This is a genomic window from Pseudomonas sp. EA_65y_Pfl2_P74 (genome assembly GCF_963970575.1).
In the GTDB taxonomy this organism is placed as follows: Bacteria; Pseudomonadota; Gammaproteobacteria; order Pseudomonadales; family Pseudomonadaceae; genus Aquipseudomonas; species Aquipseudomonas baetica_A.
The window spans coordinates 27,243-52,410 of sequence record NZ_CAXAOQ010000010.1 but is presented as its reverse complement, the minus strand read 5'-3'; the positions used below and the strand labels follow the sequence as shown (position 1 = coordinate 52,410).

Genomic DNA, 25,168 nt, shown 5'->3' with positions numbered 1-25,168 from the left:
CGTTTGCGCCTGGCGACTCACTCCACTTGCAACAGGATCTGACGATTTTTTACCTGATCGCCGACCTTGACCTGCACCCGCTTGAGCACGCCGTCAATGCCGGCCTTGAGCGGGTGCTCCATTTTCATTGCCTCCAGCACCACCAGCAACTGACCTTTGCTGACCGCGCTGCCTTCGCTGACCAGTACGTCGACGATGGCGCCGTCCATCGGTGCTTTTAGCGTGCCGGAGCTGACGCTGGTCTGACTGCCGATGACCGCGTGAGTTCGATTCTCAAGGTGCAGGTTGCCGGGATGGGTGAACAGCCAGAGTCGCTCAGCATTGAGCCGATAGGCGTGTCGCTGGCGCAAACCGTCGATCTCCAGCGTCAACGCCAGCGGCGTGTGGTCGATGATTTTGAGTTCCAGGGTCTGTTGCGCCACTAGCACCTGGAAGGTGTTTTGCCCGCGCGGGAGTAGTTGCAGCATCCAGTCCTGCGAATCGAGCCCGAGGCGATAGTGCAGCGGCACATTGGCATTGTTGCGCCAACCCGCCAATGCCGTGCGGTGGAGGCGGGCGCTTGAGTGGTAGAACAGCACCGCGGCGATTGCCAGTTGTTCGGTACTGGGCACGTAGCTGTGCAGGCTTTCGTGATCCGAAAAGTGCTGGGCAATGAACGCCGTGCTGAACGCACCCCTGACAAATTGCGCCTGTTGCAGCAGGCTGACCAGCAAACGCTGATTGCTTTGCACACCCAGCAACACCGTGTCCTGCACGGCACGCAACAGTTTGCGCCGCGCCTCTTCGCGGGTGGCACCGTGGGCAATCAGTTTGCCGAGCATCGGGTCGTAGAACGGGCTGATCGTTTGACCTTCGAGCAGGCCATGATCGATGCGTGCGCCGTGCAAAAGCGCTGGCTCCCAGGCTTCAATGCGCCCGGTTTGCGGCACAAAGTCCTGTGCCGGGTCTTCGGCATAGAGCCGCACTTCCATGGCATGGCCATTGAGTTGCACCTGATCCTGAGTCAACGGCAGTGGCTGTCCTTCGGCGACCAACAGTTGCCAGGCGACCAGGTCCAGCCCGGTAACCAACTCAGTCACCGGGTGCTCCACTTGCAGGCGCGTGTTCATTTCCAGGAAGTAGAATTGCCCGCGGGCATCGAGCAGAAACTCCACGGTACCGGCGCCGACGTAGTTCACTGCACGTCCGGCCTTGAGCGCGGCCTCACCCATGGCCTGGCGCAGTTCGGCGGTCATCACCGGGCAGGGTGCTTCTTCGATGACTTTCTGATGACGACGCTGGATCGAGCAGTCGCGTTCGCCAAGGTAGATAAGGTTGCCGTGCTGATCGCCGAACAGTTGCACTTCAACGTGGCGCGGTTCGATCAGCGCTTGTTCGAGGATCAATTCGTCACTGCCGAATCCGTTCAACGCTTCCGAACGTGCGGTACGCAATTGCGCCGGCAATTGCGACGCGTTGTGCACCAGACGCATGCCGCGTCCGCCTCCGCCTGCGCTGGCTTTGATCATCAATGGATAGCCGATGCGTTCGGCTTCGCGCAGCAATGTGCTGTCGTCCTGTTCTGCACCTTGGTAGCCGGCGATGCACGGCACGCCGGCTTCGAGCATGGCGATTTTCGACAGACGTTTGCTGCCCATCAGTTCGATGGCGTCGGCACTTGGTCCGATGAAGGTCAAACCAGCCTGTTCGCAGGCGCGGGCGAATGCGGCGTTTTCCGAAAGAAAACCATAGCCGGGGTGGACGGCATCGGCGCCGCTGCGGCGGGCGGCATCGAGAATGGCCGGGATGTTCAGGTAGGACTGCTGCACTGGCGCCGCACCGATGGGCACGGCTTGATCAGCCATTTTTACGTGCAGCGCATCGGCGTCGGCTTCACTGAACACCGCGACGGTGCGATAGCCCAGGGCCTGTGCGGTGCGCTGGATACGGCAGGCGATTTCACCGCGGTTGGCGATCAGGATTTTCTGAATGGCGGGCATGGGCTGTTCCCTCGAAAGTTGCGGTGTATGTGCTGGCCTGCTCGCGAAGCTTTTAGGTGGCCCACCCGGGTTTGCGTTTTTGCATGAACGCCATGGTGCCCTCGATGCCTTCAGCACTCGTCACCGCTTCGCTGAACCACTGCGCCGCTTCATCGAGTAATTCACTTGACGGTTGCCCGGCACTGGCCAGCAGCAATTTCTTCGTCGCAGCATTCGCCTCCGGCGCGCAACACAGGACATGCTGCAGCACCTCGTCCAGGCGCTCGGCCAGTGCCTGCGCATCCTGCTCGACAAAATGCACCAGCCCCAAACGGCGTGCCTGATGGCCGTCGAAACGTGCTGCTGTCAGCGCCAGTCGACGGGTTTCAGTCAGGCCGATGCGTTGCAATACAAACGGTGCGATCTGCGCGGGGATCAGGCCCAGGCTGGTTTCCGGCAAACCGAATTGCGCCTGGTGATCGGCAATCGCGATATCGCTGACACACGCCAGTCCGAAACCGCCGCCCATCACGGCGCCTTGCAGCACGCAAATCAGCACTTGCGGCGCGTGTTGTGCTTCTTCCAGCAATGCCCCGAACGCACGGTTCAAGTGGCGGTAGGCATCTGCACCCTGAGTGCGGGCGTTGGCCATGTCCTTGATGTCGCCGCCTGCACAAAAATGTCCACCGGCCCCACTGAGCACCAAGGCTCGAATGGCACGCTCATCGCGAACCGCCGCCAGCATCGCGCGCAGTTCGGCGACCATCTGCAGGCTCATTGCATTGCGGCTTTGCGGGCGATTGAGGGTGACGTGCAGTACGCCGCCGTGCCGCTCCAATAGCAGTGTCTGGCAATCGGGCAGGGGGCTCATTTTTTTTTCCCCGGCAGGATGCCCATCAGTTTGCAGATGATCCCCAGCATGATTTCGTCGGCACCGCCGCCAATCGACACCAGCCGCACATCGCGGTAAGCGCGGGCCACAGGGTTATCCCACATGAAACCCATACCGCCCCAATATTGCAGGCAACTGTCGCTGACTTCGCGACCCAGACGCCCGGCCTTGAGCTTGGCCATCGAGGCCAGGCGCGTGACGTCCTGGCCTTTGATGTATTGCTCGGTGGCCTGGTAGACCAGTGCCCGCAGGCATTCGATTTCGGTCTGCAATTCGGCGAGGCGAAAGTGGATGACCTGATTGTCGATCAGGGCATTGCCGAAGGTCTTGCGCTCCTTGCAGTACTCGATGGTGCTGTCGACGCAGTATTCCAGGCCCTTGAGCATGTTCGCCGCGCCGAACAGACGTTCTTCCTGAAACTGCAGCATCTGCATCATGAAGCCGGCGCCTTCATGGCCGATGCGGTTGCGCTGCGGGATGCGCACGTTGTCGAAAAACACCTGAGCGGTTTCCGAGCTGCGCATGCCGAGTTTGTCCAGATGCGAACTGAGACTGATCCCGGGTGTGTTCATCGGCACCATGATCAGCGACTTGTTGATGTGCGGCTTGTCGTCGGAGGTATTGGCTAGCAGACAGATGAAATCAGCGCTTGGTGAGTTGGTGATCCACATTTTGCTGCCGTTGATCACGTAGTCGTCGCCGTCCTTGCGTGCGGTGGTTTTCAGCCCGGCGACGTCGGAGCCAGCGCCCACTTCCGAGACACCGATACAGCCGACCTGCTCGCCGCTGATGGCCGGGCGCAGGAATGCTTCACGCAGTTCATCGGAGCCGAAGCGGGCCAGCGCCGGGGTGCACATGTCGGTCTGCACGCCGATCGACATCGGAATGCCACCGCAGTGAATGGTGCCGAACTCTTCGGCGGCGACAATCGAATAGCTGTAATCAAGGCCCATGCCGCCGAATTTTTCCGGTTTGGAAATCCCCAGCAAGCCCAGATCGCCTGCCTTGCGGAAAATGTCGTGGATCGGAAAGCGTCCGGCCTTTTCCCATTCGTCGACATGTGGATTGATCTCGTGCTCGACGAATTGGCGGACGGTGCGGCGCAGTGCTTCGTGTTCCGGGGTGAAGATCATTTTTATTGTTCTCCGTAAGATCCGTGGCGATCAGAACCGGCTGACGCCGAAGCTGTTGGGTTGCAGGGCGCGGAGGTCGGCTTCGTGGCAAATATCCAGCAAGTAGCCCAGCAGGGTGCGCGTATCGCGGGGGTCGATCAGCCCGTCGTCCCACAGGTTGGCGCTGCCGTAGAGGGCGGTGGATTGGCTGTCGAGTTTCTGTGCGGTGGCCTGTTCGAGCATGTCGAGCATTTTCGGATCAGGCGTCAGGCCGTCCTTGAGCTGCTTGGCTTGGGTGACGATGCGCAGGACTTTACCCGCCTGAGCCCCACCCATCACGGCCGTGCGGCTGTTGGGCCAGGCGAAAATGAAGCGCGGATCGAGACCGCGCCCGCACATCGCGTAGTTGCCGGCGCCGTAGGAACCGCCCACGACAATCGTCAGTTTAGGCACCCTGGCATTGGCCACGGCTTGAATGAGTTTCGAGCCGTGTTTGATCACGCCTTGCTGCTCCGACTCGGTGCCGACCATGAAGCCTGTGGTGTTGTGGAAGAACAGCAGCGGTGTCTGGCTCTGATCGCACAGTTGAATGAATTGCGCCGCTTTGCTCGCGCCGTTGGGGGTGATCGGGCCGTTGTTGCCGATGAACCCGCAGGCGCGCCCCTGAATTTTCAATTGGCCGCAAAGGGTTTGCTGATCGAATTCGCCTTTGAATTCGAGGAAGCAGGATTCGTCAGCGATGCGCGCGATGATTTCGCGCACGTCGTAGGGCTTTTTCGGGTCGTCCGGTATCAGCCCCAGCAACTCGTCGATGGGGTAGAGCGGCTCTTTATATTGCGGTTCCGGCAACCACGGCAGTTGCTCGTTCCACGGCAGCATGCGCAGGATTTCGCGCACCTGGCGTACCCCGTCGGCATCGTTTTCGGCCAGGTATTCGGCAGTCCCGGCAACTTGCGCGTGCATCTCGGCGCCGCCCAATTCTTCATCCGTGGCCACCTCGCCTGTGGCGGCTTTAAGCAAAGGGGGGCCGGCAAGAAACAGCTTGGCCTTGCCGCGCACCACCACCACGTAATCCGACAACCCCGGTTGGTACGCGCCGCCAGCCGTCGCCGAGCCGTGTACGACGGTAATCTGCGGTAAACCCATGGCCGACATCCGCGCCTGATTGGCAAAACTGCGTGCGCCTTCGACGAAAATCTCCGCGGCATAATTGAGGTTGGCGCCACCGCTTTCGGCGAGGGTGATGACCGGCAGTTTGTTCTCCTGAGCGATCTGTTGCAGGCGCAGGGATTTTTTCAGACCGCTGGGTGAGATCGTGCCGCCCTTGATCGCACTGTTGTTCGCCACCACCAGCGCACGAATGCCAGACACGTAACCGATGCCGGCAATCAAGCCGCCACCGGCCGCGCTGCCATCCTTGTCGTCGTGCAGTTTGTAACCGGCGAGGCTGGCCAGTTCGAGAAACGGCGCGCCGGGGTCGAGCAGCAGGTTCAGGCGTTCTCGGGGCAGCAGTTGGCCGCGCTTGTCGAATTTCGGCTTGGCTTCGGCGGCCTTGTTCAACAGGTTCTGTTCCAGTTGCTGGACGTGTTCGATGGCGGCGAGCATTGCTGCGCGGTTGCGGGCGAATGCCTCGCTGTGCGGGTCGAGTTGGGACTGGATCTGCGCCATGGCTTACTCCTTGTCCTGCAAAACGTCGGGAAGGTAAGCGCGGTGGAAACCGTTGAATGAGTCACTGTGGGTCGCCTTGTGCAACGGCCATGCACGGCAGCCGATGCTGGCGGCACCATCGATTTTCAGCGTGCTGCCACTGATGAATGCCGCTGCCGGGCTTAGCAGAAACACAATCGCCGCGCTGACTTCCGATTCGGTGCCGATGCGCTTGAGCGGCACATGTTCACGCAGGGTCGGGATCACCGCTTTGAACGCCCCTTCGTAGGTGTCCATGCCACTGGAGGCGATCCAGCCCGGCGCGACCGCGTTGACTCGCACCCCGGCGTATCCCCACTCGAAGGCGGCAGTTTTGGTGAAGTTGTCCATGCCTGAACGCGCGGCGCCCGAGTGGCCCATACCGGGCATGCCGCCCCACATGTCGGCGAGCATGTTGACGATGTTGCCACCGTGTTTGCTCATCGACTGGTTGAACACTTCCCGGGCCATCAGGAAACCGCCGACCAGATTGGTGCGTAGCACGGTTTCGAAACCTTTCTGATTGATCGACGCCAGCGGTGACGGGTACTGACCGCCGGCATTGTTGACCAAACCGTGGATCGGCCCGTGCTCGGCGATCAGCACCTTGACCAATTCCTTCACCGCCTCTTCATCGCGAATATCGCAAGCCTTGCAGTGTGCACGGCCACCGTCCTCGGCGATTTCGGCGGCCACCTTCTGCAGCTTTTCAGGTTTGCGTCCGACCAGCAGCACCTTGGCACCGAGCGCCGCCAGTTCATGGGCGGTGCAGCGACCGATGCCGCTGCCGCCGCCAGTGACGATGATGGTTTGGCCGCTGAACAGATCGGCTCTGAAAATCGACGCGTAAGCCATGCAAACAATCCTCTAGTCGAGCTGTTCGGCGATGCTCTGCGGCACCGGGATCTGGATTTCCAGCAGTTGCTGGGCGAAGGCTTTGCCTTGCGGATCGATACGCAGACTGGCCACGCCACCGCCGCCGAGAGCGTTTTCCAGGAGAAAATTCAAACTGTGGGTGCCCGGCAGGTACCAGCGTTCGACCCGACCGTGGAGCGGGTCGAGGACGTGGCTCATCCAGTCGACGATGACCGCTGGGGTCAGCGCTTCAGCGATCCATGGCAGGTATTCAGGCTTGCGCGGCATCACACCGATGTTGCTGTGGTTGCCCTTGTCGCCAGAGCGCGCCACGGCGAGTTTCACCAACGCGACGCTGGCGTCGGCGCGGCCCTCAGGTTTTGGTGGTTGATCGGCGATGGGCAGGTTCTGGCTGTCGAGAGCAATCAATGCGGGCAGGGCGCAGGGGTGTCGCTCACCGGCCTGGTCGATTTGCAGGGTGCAGGCACTTTTATCGATCAGGAACGAGAACAGACGAATGACCGGGTACACCGTCGGCCGGCCACCGACGATGCCGGTGAGCCCCGGCGCCATGCCCGTGGCAGCCTGGGCGATCTCCCGGGAGAACAGGATCAGCGCTTGCTTGTTCGGATGGCGTACAGCCAGTTTGATCACCACCTCTCGCGTGTCGCGACGCTGGCCATGGGGGCCATAAGTGGCTTCACTGCCGAGCAGTTCGAGGCTGGTTTCGCTGTAGGGCATCCAGCCACGCTGGCTGAACATCTGCGCAGTCTTGTCGATAATGGCCTGACCGACGCGGCGTGCCTTTGCCACCGCGTCAATGCCGGCGATCAGGCAACTGGCGGTGCAGCGAAAACCGTCCGGGTACGTGGCACTGACTTTGTATTTGTCACTGGGCGGCAGGCCTTTGGCACCCTGTACATGCACCCCGTTTTTGCCCTGCTGCTGTAGTTTGACCTGACTGAAATTGCAGACCACATCGGGCAACAGATACGCCTGTGGATCGCCGATTTCATAGAGCAACTGTTCGCCGACGGTCAGCGGCGTGACCAGTCCGCCGGAGCCCTCGGGCTTGCTGACGATGAATTGGCTGTCGGCGCTGACCTCTACGATCGGGAAGCCGATGTGCTCGTAATCCGGAACATCGCGCCAATCGGTGAAATTACCGCCGGTACATTGCGCACCGCATTCGATGATATGCCCGGCCAGCGCGGCTTGGGCGAGTTTGTCGTAGTCATGCCACGACCAGCCGAACTCGTGCACCAGCGCTGCACTGACCACGGCACTGTCGACCACCCGCCCGGTGATGACGATGTCGGCGCCCAGGCGCAGTGCCTCGACAATGCCCGGTGCGCCGAGGTAGGCGTTGGTCGACACGCACATTGGTGGCAGCGGGGCGCCGGTGAACATCTCGGTGATGCCTTGGCCGGTGAGTGACTTGAGTTGCGGTTGCAGGTCATCGCCCAGCAGCACGGCGATTTTCAGCGCAGTGCCAGCCTTGTCACAGGCGGCTTGCAGGGCGGCGGCGCAAGCCAGCGGGTTGACCCCGCCGGCATTACTGATGACACGGATTTTCTGCTCGGCCAGTTGCGGCAGTAGCGGCGTCAGCACGTCGATGAAGTCGCTGGCGAATCCGGTCTGTGGGTCTTTCATGCGTGCGCCAGCCATGATCGACAGGGTGATCTCGGCCAGGTAATCGAACACCAGATAATCCAGGCGTCCTCCTGCCACAAGCTGAGCGGCGGCGGTCGACGTGTCACCCCAGAAGGCACTGGCGCATCCGATGCGGACGGTGGTTGGCATTTTTATCTCCGACTCAGGAACCTGCGACAGAAGTGTCTGGAGGCTACCAAGCAAGCGCTTGGTTTGTAAACACTTGAAACTATCTTCTGCCCGAGCGCTTGCTTGGTCGTCGCCAGCGGCTTAAATTGCGCGCAACCCTGCGGTTTCAGGGGGCAACAGACTGATCGACTGTAGGAGAGAACGGGTGGACGAGCAAAAAGCCCTCAGGGTCATGCGCGAATTGGTCGATGCAGGCCAGTTGACCGACCCGGACAGCGCTCGCGGCAAACTGCTGCAGGTGGCGGCTCATCTGTTCCGCAATAAAGGCTATGAACGCACCACGGTGCGCGATCTGGCCGGCGCGGTGGGGATTCAGTCGGGCAGCATTTTTCATCACTTCAAAAGCAAAGATGAAATTCTCCGTGCCGTGATGGAAGAAACCATTCGTTACAACACCGCGTTGATGCGCGCAGCGCTCGCCGAAGCGACCAGCGTGCGTGAGCGGGTGTTGGCGCTGATCCGTTGCGAGTTGCAGTCGATCATGGGCGGCAGCGGCGAAGCGATGGCGGTGCTGGTCTATGAATGGCGCTCTTTGTCCGAGGAAGGTCAGGCCAAGGTTCTCGCGTTGCGCGATGTCTATGAAGACATCTGGCTGCAAGTGCTCGGTGAGGCCAAGGACGCCGGGTTTATCCGCGGCGATGTTTTTATTACCCGACGTTTCCTCACTGGCGCACTGTCCTGGACGACCACTTGGTTTCGCGCGGGTGGCAGTTTGAGCCTTGATCAGTTGGCGGATGAAGCCCTGATTCTGGTCCTCGAAGAGCGTTGAGGCGCTTTCTATCCGTCCGGGAAACTGGCTAACTGGGCAAAACCGCCTAGCTTGAATGCATTGATCGATATTTTTTCGGGGAGTGGGGTGTTTTGAAGTTTTCGCCAATTCGGACAGTCGCGGGGTTAGCGCTCGCAGTGCTGGCTGCACTATGGGTATTGCCCGCTCAGGCAGCGCAATTGGTTCGGGTCGGCGCGGCGCATTTTCCGCCTTACACCGTTCGCCCGGAAAACGGTGCCGATACCGGTCTGTTACCCCAGTTGGTTGAGGCGCTTAATCGCCTGCAAAGCGACTATCAGTTCGTGCTTGTGCCGACGTCGATTCCCCGACGTTTCGGCGATTTCAAGCAAGGCCGGATCGACATGGCAATCTTCGAGAACCCTGATTGGGGCTGGAAGGAGATTCCCCACACCGACGTCGACATGGGCCTTGAAGATGCCGAGATCTTCGTCGCGCAGCGCGAGGAGGGTCGCCAGCAGAACTACTTTGCCGACCTCACCGGCAAACGCCTGGCGTTGTTCAGTGGTTATCACTACGAATTTGCCAACTTCAACGCCGACCAAAAATTCCTCACGCAGCATTTCAACGCCACGCTCACCTATTCCCACGACAGCAACCTGCTGATGGTGCTGCGCGGGCGGGCGGATATCGCGCTGGTGACCCGCTCCTATTTGAGTGATTACCTGCTGCGTAACGAAAAGGTGCGCGATGAGTTGTTGGTGTCGCAACGCATTGATCAGGTCTATCACCACTACGCCATTCTTCGCCCGACCGCGCCGATCAGTGGCGAAGCGTTCGGCAAGCTGCTACAAGGTTTGCGCGACAACGGCGAGATGCTGAAGATTTTCCAGCCGTACCAGATTGCCGTGGTGCCAGTGCCTCATCGCTGAGGCACTGATTGACCTCCAAACCTAAATTTCCCCTCTTGGCTCACGTTCCATCGTTTAACTGTCAACGATTACCGTGAGCCCGACCCATGTCCAATCTGAATGACCTGACTGCCCTGGCCTTGCCATCGGGCAGCCAATTGGTAGCCGATGCAACCGAAAGCCGTCTGAGCCTGAGTCTGGACGGGCAACCGTTGATTCGCCTGCGTCTGGATCGCGAGGCCAAGGGGCCGATCCAGATCGATGAGCGTTTTGCCCTGCCGCCAGGCCAGGCGCTGTGGGCTGCCTGTTACTGGCTGTTCGCGCGGGACCCGCAGTGCCAGCAATTGACTTGGCAACTGGATCAGCCACCGACGCAGGCCTTGCTCAGCGGTTTGCTGGTGAGCACCGACGTGGCGGGTGAATACCGCTGCGAACGCACGCTGTTCTGGCAACTGCCGCAACCGTGGCTCGGCGCTTCGCTGACTGGCAGCTATCCGCAGCAAATGGTTGTCAGCGCTGGCAAGCGCCATCCGTTGCGACCGGTGAAGCCGCGCGGCGAGGTTTATCGGCGTTTTGATGCGCGTCTGGGCGCTTGGATTTCCCTGCGTACCGTCGAAATCGAAGCAGACCTGCCGCGCTTCAATCGCTGGCAGAACAGTCCGCGGGTGGCCAGTTTCTGGCAGGAAGAGGGCAGCCTTGAACAGCATCGCGACTACCTGACCAAGCTTGACACCGACCCGCACACCCTGACCCTGATCGGTTGTTTCGATGATCAGCCGTTTGCCTATTTCGAAGCCTATTGGGCCAAGGAGGATCGCATTGCACCGTTCTGCGACGCGGACAATTACGATCGCGGCATTCACATGCTGGTAGGGGAGGAAGATCACCGTGGCCCGCACAAAGTGGCGAGTTGGTTATCGGCGCTGGTGCATTACCTGTTTCTCGATGATCCGCGCACTCAACGGGTGGTCGCTGAACCCCGTGCAGACAACGCGAAGATGATCGGCCATATGCAGAACCAGTGCTTTCATTGCGAGAAAGAGTTCGACTTCCCGCACAAACGCGCAGCGCTGATGATTCTGGGGCGTGAGCGGTTTTTTGATCGGTGCACATTGGCTTGATGATCGGGCCTCAGGATCTGAGTGATCCAGAGGCCGCCTTCGTGAGCAGGCTCGCGTCCACATGGGTTTGATGAACAAGACAAATCCAGTGTGGAAGCTAGCCTGCTCGCGATTGGGAGCGCTGAAAACTCTGCGGGTTAGCGACGACCCACCGCCACGGCATCCCGACGACTGCCCGAGACCTTGCGGCAGTGCACCAGCGCATCACGAATCATGAAGTTGACCAGGGTCGGCGAAACGCCGAGTTCCTTGGCGATGTCCTTTTGCGGCACACCGTGCAAGCGGTACATCTCGAACGCATAGCGAGTGCGGCTGGGCAGCTCGGTCAGGGCGTCGGCGATGTGTTCCAGGGTCGAGAAGTTGATGTGCGAGATTTCTGGCGAAGCACCCTGAATGACTACGTTCAGCCCTTCCTCTTCAGGGCCGGAATACTTCTGCTCCAACGCCTGTTTGCGGTAGTGATCGATGGCCAGGTTGCGCACGATCTGGAACAGGTAGCTCAGTTGAGCCTTGATCGACGAGGTGATCTGTGGCGCCGATTGCAGTCGGAAAAACGCATCCTGCACCACGTCTTCGGCCCGCGATCGGCAGCCGGTAATGCGCGCTGCAATTTTGACCAGAATCAGTCGGTTGTCGACAAAGGCCTGAAGTAGCGGTGAATCGCACCTGCCTGTGGATACTTGTTCCGTCATGGAAATCACCTTGCTGCCAATAGGTTAGTGGGGCGCCTGGGGGAGGGGCGTCCTACACATCGAGCGACAAATTATGCTGAATGATAATGATTGTCAATTGAGAAAGAGAATTAATGATCCGTGAGGGTGCGGTCTGGGAGGTGCGACACGCCGCCGCACCCCGGCGCCATTGGCTAGCCCGCTTGGCGACTAATTATTTCAAGACGTCGTCCGTTCTCATTGGTGAATGGTTGCGGGGTCACCACCCCGGCCAGACAGTATTCCCATGCCTTGCGTGGTCGGCGTAGACCGCGCCCTGCATGCCCTCGAAGGGCGTGACGCAGCAACCCGATTCCACTAGCAAGCCGAATTCAGGCAGGACACCCAATGACCGACGCGTTCGAACTCCCCAGCACCCTGGTCCACGCCCTCCAGCGCCGCGCGGCCCTGACGCCGGATCGACTGGCCTTGCGTTTTCTCGCCGAAAACGAAGAGCAGGCTGTGGTGCTCAGTTATCGCGAACTCGATCAGCGTGCACGCAGCATTGCTGCCGCGTTGCAGGCCGAAGCCGGGTTCGGTGATCGTGCGGTACTGTTGTTTCCCAGCGGCCCGGATTACGTCGCGGCGTTCTTTGGTTGTCTGTACGCGGGGGTGATCGCGGTACCGGCCTATCCACCGGAGTCTGCCCGTCGTCACCATCAGGCGCGATTGCTGTCGATCATCGCCGACGCCGAACCGCGTCTGTTGCTGACCAGCGCAGATCTGCGTGACGCCTTGCAGCAGATCGAAGGGGCGCCGCCGTTGCTGTGCGTCGACACCCTCGACAACGCTCTGGCCGAGCGTTGGGTTGAACCGACCCTGTCGCCGGATCACATCGCCTTCCTGCAATACACCTCCGGCTCCACCGCGTTGCCCAAAGGCGTGCAAGTCAGTCACGGCAATCTGGTGGCCAACGAATTGCTGATCCGACACGGTTTTGGCATCGACGTGAACCCCGACGACGTGATCGTCAGTTGGCTGCCGCTGTACCACGACATGGGGCTGATTGGCGGTTTGCTCCAGCCGATTTTCAGCGGTGTGCCGTGCATCCTGATGTCGCCGGCGTACTTCCTCGGCCGGCCGTTGCGCTGGCTCGAAGCGATCAGCCAATACGGCGGCACCATCAGCGGCGGGCCGGATTTCGCTTACCGCTTGTGCAGCGAACGGGTCAGCGAATCGGCGCTTGAGCGTCTCGACCTGAGCCGCTGGCGTGTGGCGTATTCCGGCTCCGAGCCGATCCGCCTCGACACCCTGCAACGTTTCGCCGAAAAGTTCACCGTGTGCGGTTTCAGTGAAGACAGTTTCATGGCCTCGTACGGCCTGGCCGAAGCCACACTGTTTGTCGCCGGCACACCGCGCGGCACGGGCATTGCTGCGCTGCGCGTGGACGATCAGGCGCTGGCACAAAACCGCGCCGAGCCGGGTGACGGCAGCCCGATCATGAGTTGTGGCATCAGTCAGCCGGAACATGCGGTGCTGATCGTCGACCCCGCCCGTCTTGAAGCACTTGCCGATAACGCCGTCGGTGAAGTCTGGGCGGCCGGCCCGAGCATTGCTCAGGGCTATTGGCGCAACCCCGAGGCCAGTGCCAAGACCTTCGTTCAGCACGCCGGTCGCACCTGGCTGCGCACGGGTGACCTGGGTTTCATCCGCGACGGTGAGCTGTTCATCACCGGTCGTTTGAAAGACATGCTGATCGTGCGCGGTCACAACCTGTATCCGCAGGACATTGAGCAAATCGTCGAGCGCGAAGTGGAAGTGGTGCGCAAGGGGCGCGTGGCCGCGTTTGCGGTCAGCCAGGATGGCGAAGAGGGCATCGGCATTGCCGCAGAAATCAGCCGCAGCGTGCAGAAAGTCCTGGCGCCCGAAGCGCTGATCAACGCGATTCGCCAAGCGGTGGCCGAGGCTTGTCAGCAAGCACCGAGCGTGGTGGTGCTGCTCAATCCGGGCGCGTTGCCGAAGACGTCCAGCGGCAAACTTCAGCGCTCGGCCTGCCGCCTTCGTCTGGCCGATGGCAGCCTCGACAGCTACGCGGTGTTCCCTTCGGCTGCAGCCTCAAGCACCGAACCGGCCGTGCCAACCACTGACCTGCAAGCCCTGATCGGCCACATCTGGGCCGAGCAATTGAACGTCAAACAGGTCAACAACGACGATCACTTCTTCCTGCTCGGCGGTAACTCCATCGCCGCCACCCAAGTGATCGCCCGTGTTCGCGAAGCACTCGGCCTGGAACTGAACCTGCGCCTGCTGTTTGAAGCGCCGACCCTGTCTGCTTTTGCCGCCGCCGTGGCGCAACAGCAAGAAGATGGCGGCCACGCTCAGGGCGCAATCGCCGTTGTGCCGCGCACTGAGCCGATGGCGCAATCGCTGGCACAAAATCGTTTGTGGATCACCTGGCAACTGGACCCGCAAAGCAGCGCTTACACCATTCCCGGTGCCTTGCGTTTGCGCGGTGAGCTGGACGAAGACGCCTTGCGCCGCAGCTTTGAGCAACTGATCGAACGCCACGAATCCCTGCGCACGCGCTTCTTCGAACGTGACGGCGTGGCCCTGCAGCAAGTCGATGTGACGGCTCAATTCAACCTGCAACGGATCGACATCAGCGATCTGCCATTGCATGCGCGTGAAACCCGTGCGCAACAAATCCGCGAGGACGAAGCGCGCACTCCCTTTGATCTGCAAAAAGGTCCGTTGCTGTGGGTGAAGCTGATTCGTCTCGATGACGAAGACCACCAACTGCTGGTGACGATGCATCACATCATCGCTGATGGCTGGTCGCTGAACGTGCTGATCGATGAGTTCTCGCGCCTGTATGCCGCCGCCTCCCAAGGTGCTACCGCCCGTCTCGCGTCGTTGCCTACTCAGTACGCCGACTACGGCAGTTGGCAGCGTCAATGGCTGGCGCAAGGCGAGGGCGAGCGGCAACTGGCGTACTGGAAAGCGCAGTTGGGCGATGAGCATCCGACCCTGGCACTGGCCACCGATCATCCGCGCTCGGCTCAGCAACTTCATAGCGCCGCACGACACACGGTGCGTCTGAGCGTCAGCCTCAGCGAAGCGATCCGCAACACCGCGCAGGCGCACGAAGCGACGCCGTTCATGCTGCTGCTCTCGGCCTTCCAGAGTCTGTTGCACCGCTACAGCGGCCAGCGTGATATTCGCATCGGCGTGCCCAATGCCAACCGTCCGCGCCTGGAAACCCAGGGCCTGATTGGCTTCTTCATCAACACCCAAGTGCTGCGCGCGGAAGTCGATTCGCGCTCGTCGTTTGTCCAATTGCTGGCCCAGACCCGCCACGCCGTACTCGGTGCCCAGGCCCATCAGGATCTGCCGTTCGAACAACTGCTCGAAGCCTTCCCGCAGGCCCGTGAGCAAGGCCTGTTCCAGGTCATGTTCAACCACCAGCAACGCGATCTGAGTGCGCTCAAACGTCTGCCGGGTCTGCTCGCCGAGGAACTGCCGTGGCACAGCCGCGAAGCCAAGTTCGACCTGCAACTGCACAGCGAAGAAGACCGCAACGGGCGCCTGACCCTGTCCTTCGACTACGCCAATGAGCTGTTTGACGCCGCGACCATCGAGCGTCTGGCCGAGCATTTCAGCAACGTGTTGCGTGAGGTCTGTGAACGTCCGCAACAAGCCATCGGCGACCTGCAACTGTTGGCTGCCGCCGAGCACGATCAACAGCAACAGTGGAGCATTGCGCCGTGTACTGCGGCGCAACAATGGCTGCCGGAACTGCTCAATGAACAGGCACGCCAGACCCCCGAGCGCAGCGCACTGATCTGGGACGGTGGCAGCCTCGACTTTGCCCAGTTGCACACACAAGCCAACCGCCTTGCGCATTACCTGCGCGATAAAGGCGTTGGCCCGGATGTCTGCGTGGCCATCGCCGCCGAGCGTTCGCCGCAACTGTTGATCGGCCTGCTGGCGATCATCAAGGCAGGCGGCGCCTACGTGCCGCTGGACCCGGATTATCCGGCCGATCGCTTGGCCTACATGCTCAGCGACAGCGGCGTTGAACTGCTGCTGACCCAGACCGCACTGCTCGACCGCTTGCCGGCCAGCGAGGGTGTCAGCGTCATCGCCATGGACGCGCTGCATTTGGAGAACTGGCCAAGCCAGGCACCGGGTCTGTGCCTGCACGGCGACAACCTTGCCTACGTGATTTACACCTCCGGTTCCACCGGCCAACCCAAAGGCGTCGGCAACACCCACGCGGCGCTCGCTGAACGTTTGCAGTGGATGCAGAACAGCTATCGCCTCAACGAAACCGACGTGCTGATGCACAAAGCGCCGATCAGTTTCGACGTGTCGGTGTGGGAGTGCTTCTGGCCGCTGATCACCGGTGCCCGTTTGCTGATCGCCGGCCCCGGCGAGCACCGCGATCCGCATCGCATCGCCCAACTGGTCCAGCAGTACGGCGTGACCACGCTGCACTTCGTGCCGCCGCTGCTGGCGTTGTTTATCGACGAGCCACTCAGCGCCGAGTGCACCAGCCTGCGCCGGGTCTTCTCTGGCGGTGAAGCCTTGCCGGCGGAGCTGCGCAACCGCGTGCTCGCGCAATGGCCGGCGGTGCAACTGCACAACCGTTATGGCCCGACCGAAACCGCGATCAACGTCACCCATTGGCATTGCACCCGCGCCGATGGCGAGCGCTCGCCGATTGGCCGACCGCTGGGCAATGTGGTCTGCCGTGTGCTCGACGCCGATCTCAATCCAGTACCGGCCGGTGTACCCGGTGAACTGTGCATCAGCGGTAGCGGTCTGGCCCGTGGTTATCTCGCCCGCCCGGCACTGACCGCCGAACGTTTCGTGGCCGATCCATTGGGCGAGCAGGGCGCGCGGCTGTACCGCACTGGCGACCGCGCTCGCTGGACGTCGGATGGAGTGATCGAATACCTCGGCCGTCTCGATCAGCAGGTCAAACTGCGCGGTTTTCGCGTAGAACCGGAAGAAATCGAAGCGCGTCTGCTCGCTCAGGACGGCGTTGCCCAAGCCGTGGTGCAGGTGCGCGAGACCGCCGCCGGTGCGCAACTGATTGGCTATTTCACGGCCCTTGATGGCCGCGAAAATCAGGACGCGCAGATCATTCGCCTGAAAACCGCATTGGCCGCCGAACTGCCGCAATACATGGTTCCGGCGCAACTGATGCGTCTGGACGAAATGCCCCTGAGCCCAAGCGGCAAACTCGATCGCCGCGCCTTGCCAGCGCCGCAATGGCAAGTGCGCGAACACGTCGAACCGGTCTCTGCGCTTGAGCAACAGATCGCCGGCATTTGGCGCGAAGTGCTCTGTCTGGCGAAAATCGGTCTGCGCGACGATTTCTTCGCCCTCGGCGGCCACTCGTTGCTGGCCACGCAAATCATCTCGCGTACTCGTCAGGCCTGCGACGTCGAACTGCCGTTGCGCGCCTTGTTCGAACACAGCGAACTCGGCGATTTCGCCGAGCAGATTCGCCTGATCCAGGTCAGTGGCCGCACCAACCGACAACCGCCGATTGCTGAAGTTGATCGCCGTCAGTCGGTGCCGCTGTCCTACTCACAGCAACGCATGTGGTTCCTCTGGCAAATGGAACCGGACAGCCCGGCGTACAACGTCGGCGGCATGGCGCGCCTGCGGGGCGTGTTGCATGTCGAGCATTTCGAGGCGGCATTGCAGGCGCTGATCCTGCGCCACGAAACCCTGCGCACCACGTTCCCCAGCGTCGACGGCGTGGCCCGTCAGCAAGTGCATGCCCAAACCGGTGTACGCATGGGCTGGAAGGATTTCTCCCAACTCGCCGCTGAGGTGCGTGAGCAAAACGTCCAGCAACTGGCCGACGCAGAGGCGCACCTGCCGTTCGACCTGGAAAACGGCCCGCTGCTGCGCGCCTGCCTGGTCAAGACTGCCGATCAGGAACATTACTTCGTCCTGACCCTGCACCACATTGTCACCGAAGGCTGGGCGATGGACATCTTTGCCCGCGAACTCAGCGCGTTGTACGAGGCGTTCGTCGATGACCGCGATTCGCCGCTCGAACCGCTGGCGGTGCAATACCTCGACTACAGCGTCTGGCAGCGCGACTGGCTGGAGTCCGGCGAGCGTCAGCGCCAACTCGACTACTGGACGGCGCAATTGGGCCGCGAACATCCGCTGCTGGAATTGCCGGGCGACCGTCCGCGCCCGCCAGTGCAAAGCCATCAGGGTGAACTGTTTCGCTTCGATCTGAGCGACGGTCTCGCCGCACGGGTTCGGGCGTTCAATGCGCAAAACGGTCTGACCCTGTTCATGACCATGACCGCCGCCCTCGCCACGCTGCTCTACCGCTACAGCGGCCAGACCGATCTGCGCATCGGCGCGCCGGTTGCCAACCGTATTCGTCCGGAAAGCGAAGGGCTGATCGGTGCGTTCCTCAACACGCAGGTGCTGCGGTGCCAGCTCGACGGGCAGATGTCGGTCGGCGAGTTGTTCGACCAGGTTCGCCATACGGTGATCGAAGGCCAGTCGCATCAGGACCTGCCGTTCGATCATCTGGTCGAGGCCTTGCAGCCACCGCGCAGCGCCGCGTACAACCCGCTGTTCCAGGTGATGTGCAACGTGCAGCGCTGGGAGTTCCAACAGAGCCGCACGCTCGCCGGCATGACTGTCGAGTACCTGGCCAACGATGCACGGGCGACCAAGTTCGACCTCAATCTGGAAGTCACCGACCTGGACCATCGCCTCGGTTGCTGCCTGACCTACAGCACGGATTTGTTCGATGAGCCGACCATCGCACGCATGGCCAGACATTGGTGCAACCTGCTCGAAGCACTGATCGCCGATCCGCAACAACGCCTCAGCGAACTGCCGCTACTCGATCAACCTGAACGCCAGCAATTGCTCGACAGCCTCGGCGTGGAGCCGGGCGAGCATCGCCTTGATCAGTGCATCCATCACCTGTTCGCCGAAAAGGCTTTGGCGCGAAAAGATGCACCGGCCCTGACTTTCGCCGGACAGACCCTGAGCTACAGCGAACTCGATGCCCGCGCCAATCGTCTGGCCTGGGCGCTGCGTGAGCGCGGCGTCGGGCCGCAAGTGCGGGTTGGTCTGGCGCTGGAGCGTTCGCTGGAAATGGTCATCGGCCTGCTGGCGATCCTCAAGGCCGGCGGCGCTTATGTGCCGCTGGACCCGGAATACCCGCTCGATCGTCTGCATTACATGATCGAAGACAGCCGCATCGGGCTGCTGCTCAGTGACCGCGCCCTGTTCAAAGCCCTGGGCTCATTGCCGTCGAGCGTGGCGCGCTGGTGCCTGGAGGATGATCGCGCCGCACTGGCCGATTACCCGGCCACCGAGCTGCCCTTCATTAGCCTGCCGCAACATCAGGCGTACCTGATTTACACCTCGGGCTCGACCGGCAAACCGAAAGGCGTAGTGGTCAGTCACGGTGAAATTGTCATGCACTGCCTCGCGGTAATCGAGCGTTTTGGCATGCGTGCGGATGACTGCGAGCTGCACTTCTATTCGATCAACTTCGACGCCGCCACCGAGCGTCTGCTGGTGCCGTTGCTCAGCGGTGCGCACGTTGTGCTGCGGGCGCAAGGGCAGTGGGATGCGCAAGAAATCTGCGGGCTGATTCGCCGTCATCGCATCAACGTTCTTGGCTTTACCCCCAGCTATGGCAGCCAGTTGGCGCAATGGCTGGCGACGCAAAACGACATCCTCCCGGTGCGCATGATCATCACCGGTGGCGAAGCGTTGACCGGCGAACACCTGCAGCGCATTCGTGCAGCGTTCAAACCGAGCCTGTTCTTCAACGCTTATGGCCCGACCGAAACCGTGGTCATGCCGCTGGCGAGTCTCGCTCCCCAGGTGCTGGAAGAAGGCGCCGGCAGCGTGCCGATCGGCAGCGTGATCGGCGCGCGCGTCGCTTACATTCTCGACGCCGGTCTGGCGCTGGTGCCGCAAGGCGCGACGGGTGAATTGTTCGTTGGCGGCGCGGGACTGGCTCAGGCCTATCACGACCGTGCGGGCATCACCGCCGAACGGTTTGTCGCTGATCCGTTTGCGACCGATGGCGCACGCATGTACCGCACCGGCGACCTGGTGCGCCAGCGCGCCGACGGTCTGGTGGAGTACTTGGGGCGCATCGACCATCAGGTGAAAATCCGTGGTTTCCGTATCGAGTTGGGCGAAATCGAAACGCGCTTGCTCGATCACGACGCGATCCGTGAAGCGGTGGTGCTGGCACTGGACACACCGAGCGGTCAGCAATTGGTGGCCTATCTGGTGACGGCGCTTGCCGATCAAGTCGAAGCCAGACAGGCCGAACTGCGTGAAGCCCTCAAGTCGCATCTGAAGGCAAAACTGCCGGATTACATGGTGCCGACGCACCTGATTCTGCTGGCAAGCATGCCGCTGACGGCCAATGGCAAACTCGACCGCCGCGCCTTGCCGGCGCCGGATCCGGAGCTCAATCGTCAGGACTACGTCGCCCCCGGCAGTGAACTGGAGCAGACCCTGGCGCAGATCTGGTGCGACGTGCTCAACGTCGAACGGGTCGGTCTCAACGACAACTTCTTCGAACTCGGCGGCGACTCGATCCTGTCGATTCAAGTGGTCAGTCGTGCGCGACAGCAGGGTATTCATTTCAGCCCGCGTGATCTGTTCCAGCACCAGACCGTGCAGACACTGGCCGCTGTGGCCAGTCGCACGCAGCAGGTGACGGCCGAACAAGGTCGGGTTGTTGGCGAGTCGCCAATGACGCCAATCCAGCACTGGTTTTTCGACACGGACATCCCTGAGCGTCAGCACTGGAACCAGGCGTTGTTGCTGGAACCGACCGTGAGGCTGGAACCTCATCGTCTGGAGCAGGCACTGTGGGCAGTGATTGAACAGCACGATGCCTTGCGCCTGCGTTTCAGCCAAGTCGCAGGCCAGTGGCAAGCGACGCATCAGCCCGTGTCTGAAGCGGTCGTGTTGTGGCAGGTGCGTGTCACGTCGATGGACAAGTGTGAAGCACTGTTCGCCGATGCCCAGCGCCGTCTCGATCTGCAAAACGGCCCGTTGCTGCGCGCTTTGCTGGTCGACGGCCCGCAAGGGCAGCAACGTCTGTTTATTGCTATCCATCACCTGGTGGTTGACGGTGTGTCGTGGCGGGTATTGCTCGACGATCTGCAAACCGTGTATCGCCAACTCGACAACGGGCAGTCGCTGAAACTGCCGGCGAAAACCAGCGCCTTCAAGGACTGGGCGGCACGCTTGCAGGCTTACGCGGGCAGCGAGTCCCTGCGTGAAGAATTGAGTTGGTGGCAGTCGCAACTGACCGGCCCGAACGCTGACCTGCCGTGCGAAAACCCGCAGGGCGACCAACACCATCGTCACGCGCAAACCGTCAGCGTGCGACTCGATGCCGAGCGCACTCAACAACTGCTGCAAGCGGCGCCGCGTGCCTATCGCACTCAGGTCAACGACCTGCTGCTGACGGCGTTGGCCCGCGTCTTGTGCCGCTGGAGCGGTCAGCCGTCGGCGCTGATTCAACTCGAAGGCCACGGCCGCGAAACCCTGTTCGACGAGATCGACCTGACCCGCACCGTCGGCTGGTTCACCAGCGCCTATCCATTACGCCTGACCCCGCACAATATCGAAGAGGCTGCCGGGCAGGGCGCTTCGATCAAGGCGATCAAGGAACAACTGCGCGCCGTGCCGCACAAAGGTCTGGGCTATGGTGTGCTGCGTTATCTGGCCGATGACGTCTGCCAGCGCAGCATGGCGGCGTTACCGAATGCGCCGGTCACCTTCAATTACCTCGGTCAGTTCGACCAGAGTTTCGGCAGTCATGCGCTGTTCCGTCCGCTGGACGAGCCGGTCGGTGCCGCCCATGATCCACAGGCGCCGCTGCCGAACGAGTTGAGCATCGACAGTCAGGTCTATGGCGGTGAACTGCTGCTGCGCTGGACCTTCAGCGCCGAGCGTTACAACGCGCAGACCATCAATGAGCTGGCCGCTGCCTACCTCGGCGAACTGCAAAGCCTGATCGCTCACTGCGTGCAAAGCGAGGCCGGCGGCCTGACGCCGTCGGACTTCCCGCTGGCCAAACTGACCCAGGCACAACTCGATGCCTTGCCGGTGCCGGCCGCGCACATCGAAGACGTCTATCCGCTGACCCCAATGCAGGAAGGCATGCTCCTGCACACCTTGCTCGAACCGGGCACCGGTCTGTACTACATGCAGGATCGTTATCGCATCAACAGCGAACTCGACCCCGAGCGTTTCGCTCAGGCCTGGCAAGCGGTGGTCGCCCGTCACGAAGCGTTGCGTGCGTCGTTCTGCTGGAACGTCGGCGAAGACATGCTGCAAGTGATCCACACCCCGGGGCGCACGCCGATCGAATATCTGGACTGGAGCGCCATCGCCGACACCGAGCAGGAACCCAAGCTGCAAGCGCTGCTCAAAAGCGAGCGCGAGGCCGGCTTCGATCTGCTCGATCAGGCACCGTTCCACCTGCGTCTGATCAAGGTTGGCGCGGCGCGTTACTGGTTCATGATGAGCAACCACCACATCCTTATCGATGCCTGGTGCCGTTCGTTGTTGATGAACGACTTCTTCGAGATCTACACCGCCCTCGGCGAGGGCCGCGAAGCACAGTTGTCGGTGCCGCCGCGCTATCGCGATTACATCGCTTGGTTGCAACGCCAGAGCCTGGCCGAGGCGCGGCAGTGGTGGCAGCAGAATCTGCAAGGGTTCGAACGCACCACGCCGATCCCCAGCGACCGGCCGTTCCTGCGTGAACACGCCGGTGACAGCGGCGGCATGATCGTCGGCGACCGCTACACCCGTCTCAATGTCGAGGACGGTGCACGTCTGCGTGAGCTGGCGCAGGCCCACCAACTGACCATCAACACCTTCGCCCAAGCGGCGTGGGCACTGGTGCTGCGACGCCTGAGCGGTGATCGTGACGTGCTGTTTGGTGTCACCGTGGCCGGGCGTCCGGTGGACATGCCGCAGATGCAACGCACCGTTGGCCTGTTCATTAACAGTGTCGCGCTGCGGGTGCAGATGCCGGCGGACGATCAGCGCTGTGGCGTGCGCCAGTGGCTCAGTGGTCTGCTCGACAGCAACATGCAACTGCGCGAGTACGAATACCTGCCGCTGGTGAACATTCAGGAACAGAGCGAATTGCCCAAAGGCCAGCCGCTGTTCGACAGCCTGTTCGTGTTTGAAAACGCCCCGGTGGAAGTCTCGGTGCTGGACCGGGCGCAGAGCCTGAATGCAACCTCGGATTCGGGCCGCACCCACACCAACTTCCCGCTGACGGCGGTGTGCTACCCGGGCGATGACCTCGGTCTGCACCTGTCTTATGACCAGCGTTATTTCGACGAATCGACGGTCGAGCGCATGCTCGGCGAGTTCAAGCGACTGCTGCTGGCGCTGATCGACGGCTTCCATGGTGACATGGCCGATTTGCCGCTGCTGGGTCGCGAAGAACAAGATTTTCTGCTGCACGGCTGCAACCAGAGCGCTCACGACTATCCGTTGGAGCACAGCTACGTGTCGCTGTTCGAAGCGCAGGTTGCGCAACATCCGCAACGCATCGCCGCCCGTTATCTCGATCAGCAATTGAGCTACGAGGCGCTGAACCACAACGCCAACCGCCTTGGTCATGCACTGGTTGCGGCCGGCGTGCAGATGGATCAACCGGTGGCGTTGCTGGCCGAACGTAACCTCGATCTGCTGGGCATGATCATCGGCGGCTTCAAGGCCGGTGCCGGTTACCTGCCGCTGGACCCGGGCCTGCCGAGTCAGCGTCTGCAACGGATCATCGAACTGAGCCGCACGCCGGTGCTGGTGTGCAGCGAGGCGTGCCGTGAACAGGCGCAGGTCTTGCTGGACGAATTCAGTTGCGCCAACCGCCCACGGTTGTTGGTCTGGGAAGAGGTTCAGGCCCTGGCGACGTCGATGGAAAACCCGGGCATTCACAGTGGCCCGGACAACCTCGCTTATGTGATCTACACCTCGGGCTCCACCGGTTTGCCGAAGGGTGTGATGGTCGAACAGCGCGGCATGCTCAACAACCAGTTGAGCAAGCGCCCGTACCTCGATTTGAGCGAGGCCGACGTGATCGCGCAGACCGCTTCGCAAAGCTTCGACATTTCCGTCTGGCAGTTCCTCGCCGCGCCGCTGTTCGGGGCGCGAGTGGACATCGTGCCGAACACCATCGCCCACGATCCGCAAGGTTTGCTGGCGCATGTGCAGGTGCAGGGCATCACTGTGCTGGAGAGCGTGCCGTCACTGATTCAGGGCATGCTGGCCTCGGATCACCTGAGCCTCGACGGTCTGCGCTGGATGCTACCGACCGGCGAGGCGATGCCGCCGGAGCTGGCGCACCAATGGCTGCAGCGTTACCCGCAGATCGGTCTGGTCAACGCTTACGGCCCGGCGGAATGTTCCGATGACGTGGCGTTCTACCGTGTGGACATGGCCTCGACTCGCGGCAGCTATCTGCCGATCGGCACACCCACCGACAACAACGTGCTGTATCTGCTTGATGGCGCGCTGGAACTGGTGCCGTTGGGTGCGGTGGGGGAATTGTGCGTGGCCGGCACCGGGGTCGGGCGCGGTTATGTCAGCGATCCGCTGCGCACTGCGCCGGTGTTTGTACCGAATCCGTTCGGTGCGCCGGGCGAGCGTCTGTATCGCACCGGTGACCTGGCGCGGCGGCGTAGCGATGGCGTGCTGGAATACGTCGGCCGCGTCGATCATCAGGTGAAGATTCGCGGTTACCGGATCGAATTGGGTGAGATCGAAGCGCGTCTGCACGAACAACCGCAATTGCGCGATGCGGCGGTCGGGGTGCAGGAGGGCGTCAACGGCAAGCACTTGGTCGGCTATCTGGTTGCGGCGGATTGCGCGCTCAACCCCGACGAACGTCTGGAGCGCATCAAACAACGCCTGCGCAGCGAATTGCCGGAGTACATGGTGCCGCTGCACTGGTTGTGGCTTGCGCAGTTGCCGCTCAACAGCAACGGCAAACTGGATCGCAAAGCGTTGCCGGCGCTGGAGATCGGTCAGTTGCAGAGCCGCGATTATCGGGCGCCACGCAATGAGCTTGAGCAGACCCTGGCGGGTATTTGGGCTGAGGTGTTGAAGGTCGAGAAGGTCGGCGTGCGCGACAACTTCTTCGAGCTGGGCGGGCATTCTTTGCTGGCCACGCAGATTGCTTCGCGGGTGCAGAAAACCCTGCAACGCGACGTGCCGCTGCGGGCGATGTTCGAGTGCAGCACGGTCGAGGCGCTGGCCGAATACATTGAGGGGCTGGCGGCCAGCGATATCACCGAGGAGAAGGTGGATCGCTTGAATGATCTGATGGCGCAGCTGGAGGGTTTGTAGTCTCCGG

General features: G+C 61.6%; 11 protein-coding genes. 4 read left to right on the top strand and 7 right to left on the bottom strand.

Translation table 11 applies throughout. The features are described 5' to 3' along the window. Positions 1-17: 17 nt before the first annotated feature. The 6 genes from AACY18_RS10045 to AACY18_RS10020 are packed head-to-tail and all read right to left on the bottom strand — an operon-like array spanning position 18 to position 8,306. On the bottom strand, positions 18-1,979 hold the full coding sequence (locus AACY18_RS10045; RefSeq protein ID WP_339464787.1) for an acetyl/propionyl/methylcrotonyl-CoA carboxylase subunit alpha: 1,962 nt from the start codon (positions 1,977-1,979) through the stop codon (positions 18-20). A 52-nt stretch (positions 1,980-2,031) separates the two neighbouring features. Next, a complete protein-coding gene (locus tag AACY18_RS10040; RefSeq protein WP_339464786.1) occupies positions 2,032-2,829 on the bottom strand; it encodes an enoyl-CoA hydratase/isomerase family protein in 798 nt (265 codons plus the stop codon). Beyond that, positions 2,826-3,983, bottom strand: coding sequence for a citronellyl-CoA dehydrogenase (gene atuD, locus AACY18_RS10035; RefSeq protein ID WP_339464785.1), 1,158 nt, complete (start codon positions 3,981-3,983; stop codon positions 2,826-2,828). Before atuD ends, AACY18_RS10040 begins: the two co-directional genes overlap by 4 nt. A 30-nt stretch (positions 3,984-4,013) precedes the next feature. After that, positions 4,014-5,630, bottom strand: coding sequence for a geranyl-CoA carboxylase subunit beta (atuC, locus tag AACY18_RS10030; RefSeq protein WP_339431232.1), 1,617 nt, complete (start codon positions 5,628-5,630; stop codon positions 4,014-4,016). Positions 5,631-5,633: 3 nt separating this feature from the next. Further along, entirely contained in the window at positions 5,634-6,503 is an 870-nt protein-coding gene (locus AACY18_RS10025; protein WP_339431233.1) for an SDR family oxidoreductase, read from the bottom strand. Between the two features lie 12 nt (positions 6,504-6,515). Continuing rightward, a complete protein-coding gene (locus AACY18_RS10020) occupies positions 6,516-8,306 on the bottom strand; it encodes an acyclic terpene utilization AtuA family protein (protein WP_339464784.1) in 1,791 nt (596 codons plus the stop codon). A 184-nt stretch (positions 8,307-8,490) separates the two neighbouring features. On the opposite strand from AACY18_RS10020, the gene AACY18_RS10015 reads away from it, so the two are divergent. The 3 genes from AACY18_RS10015 to AACY18_RS10005 all read left to right on the top strand — a co-directional run bounded on the left by AACY18_RS10015 (position 8,491) and on the right by AACY18_RS10005 (position 11,104). Then, positions 8,491-9,114: a TetR/AcrR family transcriptional regulator gene (locus AACY18_RS10015; RefSeq protein ID WP_221729157.1), complete on the top strand. Its 624-nt coding sequence runs from the start codon at positions 8,491-8,493 to the stop codon at positions 9,112-9,114. A 92-nt stretch (positions 9,115-9,206) separates the two neighbouring features. Next, the gene (locus tag AACY18_RS10010; RefSeq protein WP_339431235.1) at positions 9,207-10,004 is read left to right on the top strand and encodes a substrate-binding periplasmic protein; all 798 of its coding nucleotides are present in this window, start codon (positions 9,207-9,209) and stop codon (positions 10,002-10,004) included. 86 nt (positions 10,005-10,090) lie between these two features. Further along, positions 10,091-11,104: a GNAT family N-acetyltransferase gene (locus tag AACY18_RS10005; protein WP_339464783.1), complete on the top strand. Its 1,014-nt coding sequence runs from the start codon at positions 10,091-10,093 to the stop codon at positions 11,102-11,104. A gap of 137 nt (positions 11,105-11,241) precedes the next feature. Here AACY18_RS10005 and AACY18_RS10000 read toward each other — a convergent pair whose 3' ends face one another. After that, a complete protein-coding gene (locus tag AACY18_RS10000; protein WP_339431237.1) occupies positions 11,242-11,796 on the bottom strand; it encodes an RNA polymerase factor sigma-70 in 555 nt (184 codons plus the stop codon). 366 nt (positions 11,797-12,162) lie between these two features. On the opposite strand from AACY18_RS10000, the gene AACY18_RS09995 reads away from it, so the two are divergent. Continuing rightward, the gene (locus AACY18_RS09995) at positions 12,163-25,161 is read left to right on the top strand and encodes a non-ribosomal peptide synthetase (protein WP_339464781.1); all 12,999 of its coding nucleotides are present in this window, start codon (positions 12,163-12,165) and stop codon (positions 25,159-25,161) included. The last annotated feature ends 7 nt before the right edge of the window (positions 25,162-25,168 follow it).

Coding starts and splice junctions, on each gene's coding strand:
- AACY18_RS10045 (WP_339464787.1), bottom strand. CDS start 1,979: ATGCCCGCCATTCAGAAAATCCTGATCGCCAACCGCGGTGAAATCGCC.
- AACY18_RS10040 (WP_339464786.1), bottom strand. CDS start 2,829: ATGAGCCCCCTGCCCGATTGCCAGACACTGCTATTGGAGCGGCACGGC.
- atuD (WP_339464785.1), bottom strand. CDS start 3,983: ATGATCTTCACCCCGGAACACGAAGCACTGCGCCGCACCGTCCGCCAA.
- atuC (WP_339431232.1), bottom strand. CDS start 5,630: ATGGCGCAGATCCAGTCCCAACTCGACCCGCACAGCGAGGCATTCGCC.
- AACY18_RS10025 (WP_339431233.1), bottom strand. CDS start 6,503: ATGGCTTACGCGTCGATTTTCAGAGCCGATCTGTTCAGCGGCCAAACC.
- AACY18_RS10020 (WP_339464784.1), bottom strand. CDS start 8,306: ATGCCAACCACCGTCCGCATCGGATGCGCCAGTGCCTTCTGGGGTGAC.
- AACY18_RS10005 (WP_339464783.1), top strand. CDS start 10,091: ATGTCCAATCTGAATGACCTGACTGCCCTGGCCTTGCCATCGGGCAGC.
- AACY18_RS10000 (WP_339431237.1), bottom strand. CDS start 11,796: ATGACGGAACAAGTATCCACAGGCAGGTGCGATTCACCGCTACTTCAG.
- AACY18_RS09995 (WP_339464781.1), top strand. CDS start 12,163: ATGACCGACGCGTTCGAACTCCCCAGCACCCTGGTCCACGCCCTCCAG.